Origin of the sequence: Nocardia macrotermitis, assembly GCF_009604405.1 — a bacterium.
Classification (GTDB): Bacteria; Actinomycetota; Actinomycetes; order Mycobacteriales; family Mycobacteriaceae; genus Nocardia; species Nocardia macrotermitis.
In genome coordinates, this window is record NZ_WEGK01000004.1 from 200,673 (window position 1) to 217,726 (window position 17,054).

A 17,054-nucleotide genomic window follows, 5' to 3' on the forward strand; every position below is an offset into this window, starting at 1 on the left:
TCAGTCGGTGATCACCACCTGGATCTCGTCGTCCGCGGCTGCGGTGGACTCCTCGGAGGTCGCGAACCAGTGGGTTACCTCTCCGTCTGAGAGGTCGTCCGTGAGGGGGGCTCCGGTGGGCAGGACCGAGAGGGCGCCCGCGGTGGCGGAGGCCAGGAATTCGGCCAGGGCTGCGGGGCCCGCGGTGGCGGCGGTGAAGGTGGTGGATTCGTAGTCGATTCCGTTGTCCTCGCGGAGGGTTTCGGCGTGGTCGAGGGCCTGGTCCTGGGTCAGGGTGAGCCAGGAGCCGTCGGCACGGCGGGCGATGAGGGCCGGGTGGTCCTCGTGCAGCGGGCGCAGGCGGTCGGCGTAGGAGACCGGGTGGGCCGGGGCCGCGGCGAGTTCCGATTGGACCTTCGGATCGGTGGGGACCAGCCAGCGCATCGACTTGGCCGCGGGTTCCAGTGTGATGCCGAATCCCGCTCCGGCGGAGACGATCTCGCCGAAGGACAGGCCGTCGGCGAACAATGCCGCCGCACCGGCCTTCTGCACCGCCCACAGCGCGACCACCGACTCCACCGAACGCGGCAGCGCCACCGCGACGATGTCGCCGGGGCCCACACCGCGATCGATCAGCACCCGGGCCAGCTGCGAGGACCGCGAATCGACCACCTGGTAACCGATTTCGGATTCGCCGACCAGCAGCGCCGGAGCCTGCGGATCCTCCTCGACGACCGCGCCCAGCGTACTGGCCAGGGTGCGCGCACCGACCCGCGCGGACGCGGGTTCGGTTGCCGCGCCGCCGGATTCGGCCAGAATCCGGGCCCGCTCGGCGGCATCGAGGATGTCGATGTCGGCCACCAGCGCGTCCGGATCGCCGATCAGCGCCTCGAGCACCCGCTCCAACCGCGTGGCGAGGGTGCGCACCGCGGCCTCGCTGTAGCGGTTGGTCAGGTACTCCAGGTTCACCGCGATGGTGGTATCGGCGGTCACCGTGATGGTCAGCGGATAGTCCGTACCACCCTTGAAGTCGATACCGGTCACCGCGACGCCGTCGATGGAACTGGCGGCGGCGATCGCCTCCCGATCCACCGGATACGACTCGAACACGATCAGCGAATCGAACTGCGCGCCGAGCCCGGCCACCCGCAGGATGTCGGGCAGCCCGACGTAGTGGTGGTCCATCAGCGCGGCCTGCTCGCCCTGCAATCCGGTCAGCAGATCGGCGACCGTGCGATGGTCCTCGACCCGCACCCGCACCGGCAGGGTGTTGATGAACAGGCCGACCATCGACTCGATGCCGGTCAGCTCGGCCGGACGACCCGAGACGGTCGCGCCGAACACCACGTCGCCGCGGCCGGTCAGGCGACCGACCAGCAGCCCCCACGACGCCTGGATCAGCGTGTTCGCGGTGATCCCGAGGTCGGCGCAGAACTTGCTCAGGCGCTGGGTGCGCTCGGCGTCGAGCGCGATGCTCACATGCTCGACATCGAAGGCATCGGACGACTTCTGTTGCGGCGCAATCAGAGTCGGCTCGTCGATACCGGCCAGGGCACGCGCCCATGCCTGTAGCGACTCCTCGCGGTCACGCACCGACAGCCACGCCAGGAAGTCCCGGTACGACGCGACGTGCGGCAGCACGCTCACATCGCCGTGCACCGCGTACAGCACCAGCAGATCCCGCATGAGCAGCGGCATCGACCAGCCGTCGAACAGGATGTGGTGCGCGGTGATCGCCAAACGCCACTGCTGCGTCGCCGGATCATCGTCCGTGTCGAGCTTGAACAGCCCGAAGCGGATCAGCGGCGGCGCGGCCATGTCGAACGGCACCGCGCGATCCTGCGCCAGCTGCCGCTGCATCTCGAGCTCGCGCTCAGCGGCGGGCAGCTCGGTGAGATCGGTTTCGCGCCAAGGCACTTCGATCCGATCCTGAACGATCTGCACGGCCTTGCCGTCGGCGTCGGTGGTGAAGGCCACGCGCAGGTTCTCGTAGCGATCCACCAGCGCCTGCACCGCGGCGTGCAGCCGCTCGGCGTCGAGAGTTCCGGTGAAGTCCAGGCGCGCCTGCTGGCTGTAGACGTCCCGGCTCGACTCCGACATCACCGCGAGGAAGTACAGACCCGACTGCAACGGCGAGAGCGGCCACACCTCGGTCAGCGCCGGATAGGTCTGCTCCCACGCCGCCTGATCGGCCGCGCCGACCTCGACCAGCGGACCGGTCGGCAGTTCGAGTTCGCTACTGCCGAGCACCGCACCCGCGGCGATCCCGGCGATGGTGCGCCGCTCGAACACCTCGCGGGCACTGAACACCACACCGCGGGCCTTGGACCGCGACACCACCTGGATCGACAGGATGCTGTTACCGCCGATGCCGAAGAAGTCGTCGTCCACGCCGATCCCCTCGCGACCGAGCACGTCGGCGAACACCTCGGCGACGATCTGTTCGGTCGGCGTCGCGGGCGCGCGGTACGGAGTGGACTCGAATTCGGGTTCCGGCAACGCCTTTCGGTCCAGCTTGCCGTTCACGTTCAACGGCAGCGCGTCGAGCGTCACGAAGGCCGCGGGCACCATGTAGGACGGCAGGTTCGTGGACAGCTCCGAACGCACCTGCGCCACATCGAGTTCCGCGTCCGAGGTCACCAGGTAGGCGACCAGCCGGTCACCCAGGCGCGGATCGGACTTCGCGAGCACCGCGGCCTGCGTGACCTGCGGCAGCGCCAGCAGCGCCGCCTCGATCTCACCCAGTTCGATACGGAAACCGCGAATCTTCACCTGGAAGTCGGTACGGCCGCGATAGTCCAACTCGCCGTTGGCATTCCAGACCGCGAGGTCACCGGTGCGGTACATCCGCTCGCCGTTCGCGAACGGGTTGGCCACGAACCGATCCGAGGTCAGCTCCGCGCGACCGAAGTAGCCGCGCGCCAGCTGCGCACCGGCCAGATACAGCTCGCCCGGAACACCCGCGGGCACTGGCCGCAACCGCGAATCCAGCACGTACACCTGGGAATTCCACTCCGGCACACCGATCGACACCGACGTCACATCGGCCGCGTCGACCTGGTGACTGGTGATCGAGACGGCCGCCTCGGTGGGCCCGTACAGGTTGAACAGCCCGGCCGCGTTCCCCGCGCGGAAACGCTGCGCCACCGAACCCGGCAGCGCCTCGCCGATCGCCAGCACCCGTCGCAGCGAATCCGGCAGTGTCCCATCGGATTCGGTGAGCAGCGCGTCGAGCATCGAGGGCACCACATGCAACGTGGTCACCGACTCGCGGGCCATCAGCGCGTTCAGGTACTCCGGATCCTGATGCCCGTCGGCCGTGGCGACTACCAACCGGCCGCCGCAGACCGCGGCGGTCCAGAACTCCCAGACCGACAGGTCGAAGGTGGCGGCGGTCTTGAGCAGCACCGCATCGTCCGCGCCGAGGCCGTATTCCGCTGTCTCCCAGAGCAACTGGTTCACGATCGCCGCGTGCGGCACGGCCACGCCCTTCGGGCGGCCCGTCGAACCTGAGGTGAAGATGACGTACGCGGTGTTGTCCGGACGCAGCACACCGAGTCGCTCGGCGGCCGTGATCGGCGCGTCGGAGCCGTCCTGATCCGCATCGATCCGCACGACCGGAGCGATCGTGGTCTCGAACGCGGTCTCGGCATTGGTCAGCACGCAGACCGGGCCCGCGGTGTCGAGGATGTAATCGGTCCGCTCGGCCGCCTGATCCGGATCCACCGGCACATACGCACCACCGGCGGTCGCCACCGCGTACATGGCCACGACCAGATCCACCGACCGGCGCAGTGCCAGCGCGACCCGCGCCTCCGGACCCACACCGAGCGAGATCAGCTGACGCGCAAGACGATTCACCCGGGAACCGAGTTCGGCGTAGCTGATCGTGCGGCCGTCGGGTGCGATCAGCGCGGGCGCGTCCGGCGTGCCCGAGACGGTGCGTTCGAGCAGCGACACCAGGGTCGCCGCGCGATCGGTCTCGTGCGCGGTCGCGTTGCGGTCCGACACCAGCGCGGTGATCTCGCCCGCGTCCAGGTAGTTCAGATCGCCGACGGGCGTGCCGGGCGCGGCCACGATCTCGCCGAGCAGTCGCACGAACCGGTCCGCGAACAGTTGCGCGGTCTCGCGGTCGAACAGATCGGTCGCGTAGGTGAGGTCGCCGGCGATGCCGAGCGGCGCGCCCGACTCGTCGTAGCCGTCACCCACGATCAGATGCAGGTCGAACTGCGAGATCTCGACGTCCACGTCGAGTCCGGACACGGTCATACCGGGCAGTTCCAGGCTGATCCGGGCCAGGTTCTGGAACGACATACCGACCTGGAACAGCGGATGCCGCGCGGTGGATCGTTCCGGGTTGAGCACCTCGACCAGACGCTCGAACGGGACGTCGGCGTGAGCGAACGCCTGGATATCCGATTCGCGTTGCGTCGCAAGCAGATCGGTGAAGGCCGCACCGGACTCGACCTGGGTGCGGAACACCAGGGTGTTCACGAACATGCCGATCATGTCGTCCAGCGCCGCCTCACCGCGGCCCGCGATCGGGGTGCCGATCGCGATGTCCTCGGTGCCCGACAGGCGGGCCAGCAGCACCGCGAGCGCGGTGTGCACGACCATGAACAGCGTCGCGCCCTGTTCCCGCGCGACGTTCACCAGCGCGGCATGGGTCTGCGCGTCGATGCGCAGGCCGACCGTGCCACCGGCGAAGGTCTGCACCGCCGGACGCGGCCGGTCCGCGGGCAGATCCAGCTGATCGGGCAGCTCCGCCAGCGCCCGGCGCCAGTACCCGATCTGCTTGGCGGCCAACGATTCCGGATCGTCCTCCGAGCCCAGCACCGCACGCTGCCAGATGCTGTAGTCCGCGTACTGCGCGGCCAGCGGCTCCCAGTCCGGGGCGGTACCCGCCGAGCGGGCCGCGTACGCGGTCATCAGATCGCGAGTGAGCGGTCCCATCGACGAACCGTCGCCGGAGATGTGGTGCACGACCATCGCGAGCACGTATTCACCCGTACCGTCGGCTCCCGCCGCGGCCACCTCGAACACGGCCACCCGCAGCGGCACCTCGGCGGTCACATCGAACGAGGCCGAGAAGAACTCCAGCACCGCCGCTTCGACCTGATCCGGCCCGGTCACCCGCACATCGAGCGACGGAATCGCCTGCACCGCAGGCAGAATCACCTGCACCGGCCCCTGATCGGTCTCCGGGTACACCGTGCGCAGCACCTCGTGCCGGGCCACCAGATCGCCGATCGCCGCGCGCAACGCGGGGATGTTCAGCACACCGGTCAGCCGCACCGCGATCGGCACGTTGTACGCGGTGGAATCGGGATCGAACCGGTTCAGGAACCACATCCGCTGCTGCGCGAGCGACAGCGGAATCCGTTGCGGCCGTTCCAGACTGCCGATCTCGACCCGCTCGCCGCGACTGGATGCCGCCACGGCCTCCGCGAGTCCGGCCACCGTGGGCGACTCGAACAGCGAACGCACCGTGACCGTGGTGTCCAGGGCCGCGCCGATGCGCGCGGTGACCTGCGTCGCGACCAGCGAGTTACCGCCGAGAGCGAAGAAATCGTCGTCCGCGCCGACCCGGTCCACACCGAGCACCGCGGCGAACACACCCGCCACGACCTCCTCGATCGGGGTGCGCGGCGCGCGGAACTGCGTCTCGGCCTCGAACACCGGCTCGGGCAGGGCACGCCGGTCCAGCTTGCCCACCGGGGTCAGCGGGACGCGGTCCAGCACCATGATCGACGCGGGCACCATGTAGGCGGGCAGACGATCCTGCAGGTGCGCGGCGAGTGCGCCGACGTCGATCGAATAGTCCTGTGCCGCAACGACATACGACACCAGCGCGGTAACTCCGGCGGCACCCCGATGACCGAGGGTGACCGCGAAGCCGACCGTCTCGTGCGCGGTGAGGGCGGCGTCGATCTCACCCAGTTCGATGCGGAAACCACGCACCTTGACCTGGAAGTCCGAGCGGCCGACGTATTCCACCGAACCGGCGGCGGTCCACCGGACCACGTCACCGGTGCGGTAGAGGCGTCCGCCGAACACGTACGGATCGGCCACGAACCGCTGCGCGGTCAGGCCGTTGCGGGCGTGGTACCCCCGCGCGAGCTGGATACCCGACAGGTACAGCTCACCCGCGACACCCACCGGCACCGGCCGCAGCCGCTCGTCCAGGACCAGCAGCCGCATACCGCGGATCGGACCGCCCAGGGCGACCGGCTCGTCGGGCGCGAGCGCGCCGAGCGTGGTCGCGATGGTGGTTTCCGTCGGCCCGTACACGTTGTGCATCCGGCGCACGGTCCCGTCGGCCAGCGGAACGACCCACTTGGCGACCAGATCGGCGGGCACGGCCTCACCACCGGCGGTCAGCACCCGCAGGCTGTCCAGCCCGGCCGGATCGACCGTGGACAGCGCGGCCGGGGTGATGAACGCGTGCGTGACGCCCTCGGAGCGGATCAGCTCGGCCAGTTCCGCACCGCCGTAGACGCCCGGCGGGACGATGACCAGACGTCCACCCGCACCCACGGCGAGCAGCATTTCCAGGATCGACGCATCGAAGCTCGGCGAGGCGAAATGCAGTGCGCGCGTTGCGGAGTCGAGGCTGTAGAGCGCGAGCTGCTCGTCCCGGAAGTTGGCCAGACCCGCGTGGGTGACCATGACGCCCTTGGGGACGCCGGTCGAACCGGAGGTGTAGATGACGTAGGCGGGATGCGCCGGAACCACCGGACGCACCCGATCCGCGTCGGTCACCGGGGCCGCGTCGAACGCGGTGGTGTCCAGCTCGTCCAGCACCAGCCACTGCACCGAATCGGGCAGTTGCTCGTGCACCGAGGCCACGGTCAGACCGACCTTCGCACCGGAATCGGTGAGCATGTGCGCGATCCGGTCGGCCGGATAGGTCGGGTCGATCGGCACGAACGCCGCACCCGACCTGGTCACCGACCACTCCGCGAGATACGAGTCCAGCGATCGCGGCACCGCCACGGCCACCAGATCCTCGGCGCCCAGGCCACGCTCGATCAGCAAGCGCGCCAAGCGGTTCGAGCGTTCGTCGAGTTCGCCGTAGGTCAGGCTGCGGCCCCACGACGGACCCGCCACGGGCGCGTGGCCCTCCACCACGGCGATCGCCTGCGGATCGCGCGCGACGGCCTCGGCCAGCAGTTCCGGCAGGGTGCGCGGCGTGCTGGCGGGAAGTCCGTTGCGCGAGACCAGATCCGCGCGTTCGCTGTCCTCGATCAGCTCGAGATCGCCGACCGAGATGTCCGGGCGCGCCACGATCTGCCGCAGCAGTCGCACGAAGCGGGCCGCGATCACCTCGACCGAATCCTGATCGAAAAGGTCACGGGCGAAGGAGAATTGCGCCGAGATCCCCGAGCCGGGCAGCTCGCGCAGGGTCAGCGAGAGATCGAATTTCTCGATGCCGGAATCGAATTCGAGGCCGCCGACCTTCAGATCGGGCAGTTCGAACGTCGTCTCGGGCATGTTCTCGAAGGACAGCGCGACCTGGAACAGCGGGTTGCGCGCGGTGGACCGCTCCGGCGCGAGCAGCTCGACCAGCCGCTCGAACGGAATGTCCGCGTGCGCGAACGCTTGCAGGTCGGCCTCGCGGGCACCGGCCAGCAACTCGAGGAAGCTGCGCTGGCCGCTGACCTCGGTCCGCAACACCAGCGTGTTGACGAACATACCGATCAGATCGTCGAGTTCGGCCTCACCGCGACCCGCGATGGGCGTGCCCACGGCGATGTCCTCGGTGCCGCTGAGCTTGGCCAGCAGCACCGCCAGCGCGGCGTGCACGACCATGAACAACGTGGTGTTCTGCTGCCGCGCGATCGCCCGCAGCGCCTCGTGCACCTCGGCGTCGATCGGGAACAGCACGTGCCCACCGCGATACGACGGCACCGCCGGGCGCAGCCTGTCCACCGGCAGGTTCAGCTCGTCGGGCAGATCCGCGAGGGTGGTCCGCCAGAATTCGGCCTGCGCGGAGAGCACGCTGTCCGGGTCGTCCTCGGAGCCCAGCACCGCGCGCTGCCAGACGCTGAAGTCCGCGTACTGCACCGGCAGCGGGGTCCACGCCGGGGCCTCACCGGCCGTACGGGCCGCGTAGGCGAGCATCAGGTCGCGGGTCAGCGGACCCATCGACCAGCCGTCCGCGGTGATGTGGTGAGCGACGAACACCAGGACGTATTCGGCGTCGCCGGGTACGGCAGAGGTGTGGTCGGCCACCGAGCGCGAGCCGGTCGTGCCGTGTGCATCGGCCACGTCCGCAGTGCCCGCGTGGTCGGTCGCCGGGCGCGAGCCGGTGGTGTCGCGTGCGTCAGCCACGTCCGAGGTGCCCGTGTGATCGGTCGCCAGGCGCGAGCCGATGGTGCCGTGTGCGTCAGCCACGTCCGAGGTGCCTACGTGGTCGGTTGCAGCGTCGACGCGCAGCAGCCGGGCCCGCAGCGGGACCTCGGTCGTCACGTCGAACGCGGCGGTGACCAGGTCGAGCACGGTGGACTGCACCGCATCCGGCTGTACCGGTACCGGCGTCAGGTCCGGAACCGCTTGTGCCACAGGCAGAATCACCTGCTGCGCGAAGCCCTCACGTTCCGGGTAGACCGTGCGCAGTACCTCGTGACGCTCGATCAGATCGCGGACCGCGGCCTGCAACGCGTCCAGATCCACGTTCCCGGACAACCGCACCGCGGCGGGCACGTGATAGGCGGTGGACGTCGGATCGAAGCGGTTCAGGAACCACATCCGCTGCTGGGCCAGCGACAACGGCACCTGCTCCGGCCGCACGGTCGCGGCCAGCGCGGGCCGGGCGACATCGGAACCCGCGTACTGCGCGACCCGCGCGGCCAGTTCGGCCACGCTGGAGCGTTCGAACAGCTCCCGCACCGAGACCCGGGTCTCCAGCGCGGCCCCCAGACGTGCGGTGACCTGCGTCGCGATCAGCGAGTTACCGCCGAGGGCGAAGAAGTCGTCGTCCGCGCCGACCCGGTCCACACCGAGCACCTCGGCGAAGACGTTCGCGACGATCTCCTCGATCGGGGTGGACGGCGCGCGGAACTCGCGATGCGCGAGTTCCGGTTCCGGCAACGCCTTTCGATCCAGCTTGCCACTGGTGTTCAGCGGGAACTCGGCCAGTTCGACGATCGCGGCGGGAATCATGTACGCGGGCAACGATTCTCCGGCGGCGGCCAGCAACTCGCGCTGGTCGATCGTCCGGCCGGGCGCGGGCACGGTGTAGGCCACCAGTTGATCGCCCAGATCCGAGGGCATCACCAGCACCACGGTCTGGCTGACCGTCGGATGCGCCAGCAGCGCCGATTCGATCTCGCCGAGTTCGATGCGCTGACCACGGAACTTCACCTGGAAGTCGGTGCGGCCGATGTAATCCAGCACCGGCGCGCCGTCGGTGACGCGCCACGACACCAGGTCGCCCGTGCGGTACATACGCTCGCCGGTGGTGGAGAACGGATCCGCCACGAAACGATCCGAGGTCAGATCCGGACGCGCCACATAACCGCGCGCCAACTGATCGCCCGCGAGGTACAGCTCACCGGCGACACCCGCCGGAACCGGCCGCAACCGCGAATCCAGCACGTACACCTGCGAATTCCATTGCGGCGCACCGATCGGCACGCTGAAGCGCTCGTCGCCGGTCGCGGGCCAGTAGGTGATCGAGACCGCGGCCTCGGTCGGGCCGTACAGGTTGTGCACTGTCGCGGTGGAGATCTCGCGCATCCCGGCGACGGTCTGCGGCGGCAGCGCCTCACCGATGACGAACACGTCACGCAACGTCGGCACCGCACCGGCCGGGGTGTGCGCGGCGAACACCGTCAGCATCGAGGGCACGAAGTCGGTGACCGTGACCTGCTGCGCGGCAATGGTTTCCGCGAGGTACTCCGGATCGCGATGCCCGTCGTGGGTGGCGACGACCAGCTTCGATCCCGCGCGCAGCGGCATGAAGTAGCCCCACAGCGAGACGTCGAACGTGGTCGCGGTCTTCTGGAAGTAGACGTCACCCGCGCCCATCGGGTACTCGGCGAGCATCCAGGTGATCTGGTTGTGGATCGCGGCGTGCGAGACCGCGACCCCCTTCGGGCGTCCCGTGGAACCGGACGTGAAGATCACGTACGCCGGATTGTCCGGGAAGACAGGGCCTTCCAGCTCGTCCGGCTCCACAGGCGTGACATCGAAACCGTCCAGGTCGACGGTCTCCAGGTCGAGCACCTCGATGCCGTCGGGCACCGGAACCGCGTCGGCCGTACGGGTCAGCACACACACCGGCTGCGCGGTCTCGAGCACATGCGCGATGCGCTCGGCCGGATGATCCGGATCCAACGGCACATACGCACCACCGGCCGTGATCACCGCGTACATACTCACGACCAGATCGACAGAACGCCGAATCGCCAGTGCGACAAGCGACTCCGGACCGACACCGGCCCAGATCAACCGCCGCGCAAGGATATTGACCCGCTCGTCGAACTCGCGATAGGTCAGTTCCGCACCCTCGAAGACCACGGCCACCCGATCCGGGTGCGCGGCCACCGTGCGGCGGTATCCGTCGAGCAGCAGCTCCGGCGCGACCTCGTGCCGAGTGTCGTTCCAGCGCACCAGGATTCGATCGCGTTCGGCGTCGTCGAGCAGATCGATCTCGCCCACGCGACGGTCCGGCCGATCCACCAGCACGTCCAGTACCCGCAGCAGACGCGCGGACAGCTCGGTCACCTGATCGTCGGTGAAGTGGCTGACCAGGTACTTCATCGCCAGCACCACGGTCGCCTCGGCGCTGACCATCACCGTCATCGGGTAATGGGTGTCGTCGTACATGCCCGCGCCGGTCACCGACATGCCGTCGATGGAACTGGTCGCCTCGATCGCGTCCTTGTCCACCGGGTACGACTCGAACACCACGAGCGAGTCGAAGCCGACGCCGGTACCCGCGACCCGCTGGATATCGGTCAGGCCGACGTAGTGGTGATCGAGCAGATCCGCCTGTGCCGCTTGCAGATCCGACAGCAGCTGCCCGACCGACGCGTCGTCGTCCACGCGCACCCGCACCGGCAGGGTGTTGATGAACAGGCCGACCATCGACTCCACGCCCGGCAGTTCCGCCGGACGACCCGAGACCGTCGCGCCGAACATCACGTCGTCCTGGCCGGTCATCCGGCTCAGCAGCACACCCCACGCGGCCTGGATCAGCGTGTTGACCGTGATGCCCAGCTCGGCGCAGTACCGCTTGATCCGCTCGGTCCGGGCCGCGTCGATCTCGGTGACCTGACGGCCGATCTCGTAGGTCTGCTCCTCGACCACGACCTGCGGGGCGAGCAGCGTCGGCTCCTCGACCCCGGACAGCGCGGTCTGCCAGGCGCGCAGCGAGGCGTCCTTGTCACGACCGGCCAGCCAGGCCAGGTAGTTCCGGTACGGCGCGACGCGCGGCAGCACGCTCGCATCGCCGCGCACCGCGTACAGCATCAGCAGATCCCGCAGCAGCGGCGGCATCGACCAGCCGTCCAGCAGGATGTGGTGCGTGGTGATGACGATCTGCCACTCGTGCGCCTCGAGGCGGTACAGCGTGAAGCGCAGCAGCGGCGGCGCGGACATGTCGAAGTGCTCGGCCCGGTCCGCGGCCATCAGCCGCTTCAGCTCGGTATCACGTTGTGCCGCAGGCAGATCGGTAAGATCCACCTCGCGCCAGGGCGCTTCGACCTTATCCAGTACGACCTGCACCGAACGCCCGTCGGCGTCGGTGACGAACGCGGTGCGCAGGTTCGGGTACCGCACCAGGATGCCCTGGGCGGCCGACCGCAGCCGGGTGATGTCGACCGCGCCGCTCAGCCCGACGGTGGACTGCACGGTGTAGACATCCACGCCCTGCTGCGCCAGCAACGCGTGGAACAGCAGACCCGACTGCAAGGTCGAGAGCGGCCACACATCGATCATCGCCGGATAGTTCTTCTCCCACACCGCGATATCGGTCTGGGTGGCGGGCACCAGCGGCAGATCCGACGGCGTCAGACCACCGGCGTCCGGGCGACGGGCGTGCCGCGCGAGGGCGGTCAGCGCCGCGACCCACAGGTCCGCGAACTCCCGCACCTGCTCCCGGTCCAGCAGACCGGTCGGGAAGGTGAAGGACGCGCCCAGGCGCAGGCCCTGCTCACCGTCGGTGACGATGGCGTTGATGTCGACCGCGCCGTTGGCGGGCATATCGGCGTCCTGGCCGACCGACAGATCGCCCAGGTCGTCCACCGGGACCCAGCCCAGTTCGGCGAGTCCCTCGGGGACCTCACCGGCGGAGATCCGGCCCAGGTAGTTGAAGCTGATCTGACCCGGATCACCCAGCAGCCCAGCGGTTTCGGGGTTCAGGCGGCGCAGCAGACCGTAGCCGAGGCCCTTGTCGGGCACGGCCAGCAGCTGTTCCTTGATCGCCTTGACCACCGCGCCCAGCGCGGGTCCACCGGCGAACGCGTCGTCCAGATCGGCCCCGGCCGGATCCAGCCGCACCGGGTAGGCGGTGGTGAACCAGCCGACCGTGCGCGACAGGTCCGCGCCCGGTACGACCTCTTCCTCGCGGCCGTGGCCCTCGACCCGGATCAGCGCGGCGTCACCGGCGCGCGAACGCCACCGCGCGACGGCCAGGGCCAGCGCGGAGAGCAGTCCGTCGTTGACGCCGCCGTGGTAGAGGCCCGGCAGCGTGGTCAGCACGGCCTCGGTGACGTCGGCGGGGACGCTGACGCGCACCTGATCCACGGTCGCGTTGGTGTCGACCGCGGGATCGAACGCCCGCGAGCCCAGCTGCGGGTCCGGGGTCGCCGAAACCCGTTGCCAGAACGGCAGTTCCGCGGTCCGCGCGGCATCGGTGGCGGCCTCGGCGAGCGCGTGCGCCCACCGCCGCATCGAGGTGCCGTTGGCGGGCAGCGTCACCGGCTGTCCGGCCGCCAGCTGGGACCAGGCCATCGCGAAGTCCGGGAGCAGGATGCGCCAGGACACGCCGTCGACCACGAAGTGGTGGCCGACGATCAGCAGCGCGTCACGTCGGGCGCTGCCCGCGTCGGCGGCGAACCAGACGAACTGCATCATGGCCGCGTTCGCCGGATCCAGACGTCCCAGTGCCGCATCGAGTTCCGCGGTCGCGAGGCGGTTCAGCGCCTCGTCATCGATATCGGCGGGCACCTCGACGCGACGCAGCAGCGCGTCGACATCGACCGCGCCGGGTGCGAGGGCCTCGAAGACCCAGCCGCTCTCGGCGTCGCCGCGCAGCCGCGAACGCAGCACGTCGTGGTGTTCGAAGACCGCGTCCAGGGTGGCGACCAGCGTCGGGCGGTCGATGCCCGCGGGCAGCCGGACCGTCATCGACTGCGAGAACCGCTCGTAGGACGAACCACTGGACAGCAGCTGCGTCATGATCGCGCTCAGCGGGATCTCACCGACACCCGCGCCGGGCAGCTCGGCCAGCTGTCGGCGATCGGAATCGTCACCGCGCGTGGCGATTTCGGCCAGCGCTGCCACCGTGCGACGTTCGAAGACGTCGCGCGGGGAGAACACCACGCCGCGCGCCTTGGTCCGCGACACCAGCTGGATCGACAGGATCGAATCGCCGCCCAGCGAGAAGAACGAATCGTCCACGCCGATCTGGTCGACGCCCAGCACCTCGGCGAACACCTCGGCGATGATCGTCTCGATCTCGCCTGCGGGAGCACGGAATTCGCGCGGCGCGAGTTCGGGTTCGGGCAGCGCCCGGCGATCCAGCTTGCCGACCGGGGTCAGCGGGATCTCGTCCAGCACCACGATGGCCGCGGGGACCATGTGCGGCGGCAGGGTCCGCGCGACGTGCGCGCTGACGTCGGCCGGATCGACCGCGCGGCCCGCGACGCCCAGCACGTACGAGACCAGAATCGTTGCGCCCGCGGCGGTTTCGCGTCCCATCGTGAAGGCGAACTCGACGTCCGGGTGGGTGCCCAGCACGGCGTCGATCTCGCCCAGTTCGATGCGGAAGCCGCGGATCTTCACCTGGAAGTCCGAGCGACCCACGTAGTCCAGCTCCCACGGCACCGACGCCACGGCCTCGTTCCCGGCGCGCTCGCCCGGTTCGGCGTACCAGCGCACCACGTCACCGGTGCGGTACATCCGCGCGCCCGGTGCGCCGAACGGGTTGGGCACGAAGCGATCCGCGGTCAGGTCGGGGCGGTTGCGGTAACCGCGCGCCACGCCCGCGCCCGCGAGATACAGCTCACCCGCGACACCCGGCGGCACCGGATGCAGCCGCGCGTCCAGGACCAGGGCCGACATGCCGTGCACCGGATCGCCGATGGTGATGTGGCGGCCCGGCGACAGCCGCGCGTAGGAGGAGATGATCGTGGTCTCGGTCGGACCGTAGGCGTTGAAGTACTTGCGGCCCGGCTCCCACTTGGCGAGCAGTTCCGGCGTGGTCACATCGCCACCGACCGAGGCGATCCGCACCTGTCGCTGTCCGGCCGGGTCGACGGTGCCCAGCACGGCCGGGGTGATGATGAGGTGCGTGACCTGCTCGGACTGCATCAGCTCGGCCAGATCGGTACCGCCGATGATGTGCGCGGGCGCGATCACCAGGGTCGCGCCGGTGTAGAAGGCGCACAGCCATTCCAGCACCGACGGGTCGAAACTCGGCGAGCAGATGTGCAGCAGCCGATCCTGTGACCCCAGCTCCATCTCGTAATGCCCCACCGCGACGTCGACCAGGCCACCCAGACCCGCGTGCGTCACCGTGACACCCTTGGGCCGGCCGGTCGAACCGGAGGTGTAGATCACGTACGCCGGATGCCGCATGCGCAGCGGGGTGATCCGGTCCGCATCGGTGACCGGCTCGGACGACCGTGCGGCACACAGCTTTTCGGTCGACGGGTCGTCCAGGACCAGCCACTCCACGCCACCGGCCAGGTCGGCCACATGCTGCGAACTCGTGATGCCCAGTACCGCACCGGAATCGGTGAGCATGTGCGTCACGCGGTCCTCGGGATAGGTCGGGTCCACCGGCACGTGCGCGCCACCGGCCTTGGTGACCGCCAGCACGGCCAGCACCATCTCGTAGGCGCGCGGGAAGGACAGGGCCACCAGCCTTTCCGGGCCCACACCGCGATCGATCAGCACCCGCGCCAGGCGGTTCGAGCGCTCGTCGAGTTCGCCGTAGGTGATCGAACGTCCCTCGTAGCGCACCGCGATCCGGTCGCGGCCCAGCTCCAGGCCGCGGCTCAGCAGATCCGGCAGCAGGCCCGTGGCCATGACGTCGTCGCCGTGCACGTGGGTGAGCAGCTCGAATTCCGACGCGGTCAGCAGCGAGACGTCACCGACCGCGACCTCCGGCTCGGCGACCAGCGCGCCCAGCAGGCGGACGAACCGGCGGGCCAGCACCTCGACCGTGTCGTCGTCGAAAAGGTCACGCGCGAAGGAGAATTCGGCCTGCATACCGGAATCGTCGAGCGATTCCCGCATGGTCAGCGACAGGTCGAACTTCTCGATCCCGGACTCGAACTCGACCGCGCCGACGCGCAGGCCGGGCAGTTCGAAGGCGGTCTCGGGCATGTTCTCGAACGACAGCGCGACCTGGAACAGCGGGTTGCGCACCGTGGAACGCTCCGGCGAGAGCATCTCGACCAGGCGCTCGAACGGGATGTCCGCGTGCGCGAACGCTTGCAGATCGGTCTCCCGGGCCTGAGCGAGCAGTTCGGTGAAGCTCGCCTCGGGCCGCACGCCGGTGCGCAGCACCAGCGTGTTGACGAACATACCGACCACGTCGTCCAGTTCGGCGCGGCCGCGACCGGCGACCGGGGTGCCGACCGCGATGTCGTCGGTGCCGGACAGCTTCGCCAGGAACGTCGCGAGCGCGGCGTGCACGACCATGAACAATGTCGTGTGCCGCGCGCGGGCCAGCCGCTGGAGCGCGGCGTGCAGCTCGGCGTCGAGGGTGAACGGCACCCGGCCGCCGCGATAGGTCGGCACATTCGGGCGCGGCCGGTCGACGGGCAGATTCAGCTCGTCGGGCAGGCCCGCCAGCGCACCGCGCCAGTAGTCGGCCTGGGCGGCCAGCACGCTGGCCGGATCGTCCTCGACACCCAGCGACTCGCGCTGCCAGATGCTGAAGTCCGCGTACTGCACGGGCAGCGGCGTCCAGGTCGGAGCCTCACCGGTGCTGCGGGCGGCGTAGGCGAGCATCACGTCGCGGGTCAGCGGGCCCATCGACCAGCCGTCCGCGGTGATGTGGTGCGCCACGACGACCAGGACGTGTTCGGTCGCGCCCGCGGTCTCCACCCGCAGCAACCGAACCCGCAGCGGCACTTCGGAACTCACGTCGAAGCTCGCGGTGACCAGTTCGGTGACGGTCTCCCGCAACGCATCCGGCGCGACGGCGATCGGCTCGAGGTCCGGAACTGCCTGTGCCGCAGGCAGAATCACCTGATGCGCGAGGCCGTCGCGCTCCGGGTAGATGGTGCGCAGCACCTCGTGCCGCTCGATGACGTCGCCCACCGCGGCCCGCAGCGCCGCGATGTCCAACTCACCGGTCAACCGCACCGCGACCGGCACGTGATAGGCCGCGGACTGCTGATCGAAGCGGTTCAGGAACCACATCCGCTGCTGGGCCAGCGACAGCGGCACCAACTCGGGACGCGGCTGGGCGACCAGCGCCGGACGGTCGGCGGCCGCGGAACCCTGTTCCACCTTGACCGCCAGACCGGCGACCGTCGAGGACTCGAACAGCACCCGCACCGGCACCTGCGCGTCCAGCGCCGCGCCGATCCGGGCGGTGACCTGCGTGGCCAGCAGCGAGTTGCCGCCGAGGCCGAAGAAATCGTCGTCCAGGCCGATCCGCTCGACGCCGAGCACATCGGCGAACACGCCCGCCACGATCTCCTCGATCGGGGTGGACGGCGCGCGGAAGGCGGCGGCCTCGAACTCCGGCTCCGGCAGCGCCCGGCGGTCCAGCTTGCCGTTCGCGTTGAGCGGCAACACATCCAGCACGACGAACGCCGAGGGAACCATGTAGGACGGCAGTTGCGCGACCAGGTGCGCACGCAGCGCCTCGACGTCGAGGCTTCCGG

1 protein-coding gene (only partly in view) is annotated in these 17,054 nt (G+C 69.6%); it reads right to left on the minus strand.

Annotated features, from left to right (window positions below; genetic code table 11):
• Nucleotides 1–17,054, minus strand: partial view of a non-ribosomal peptide synthase/polyketide synthase gene (locus NRB20_RS11120; protein WP_153410001.1) — the 3' end only. It continues 33,433 nt past the right edge of the window; 17,054 of the gene's 50,487 nt are visible here — the last part of the coding sequence; its start codon lies off the right edge, out of view; the stop codon is at nt 1–3.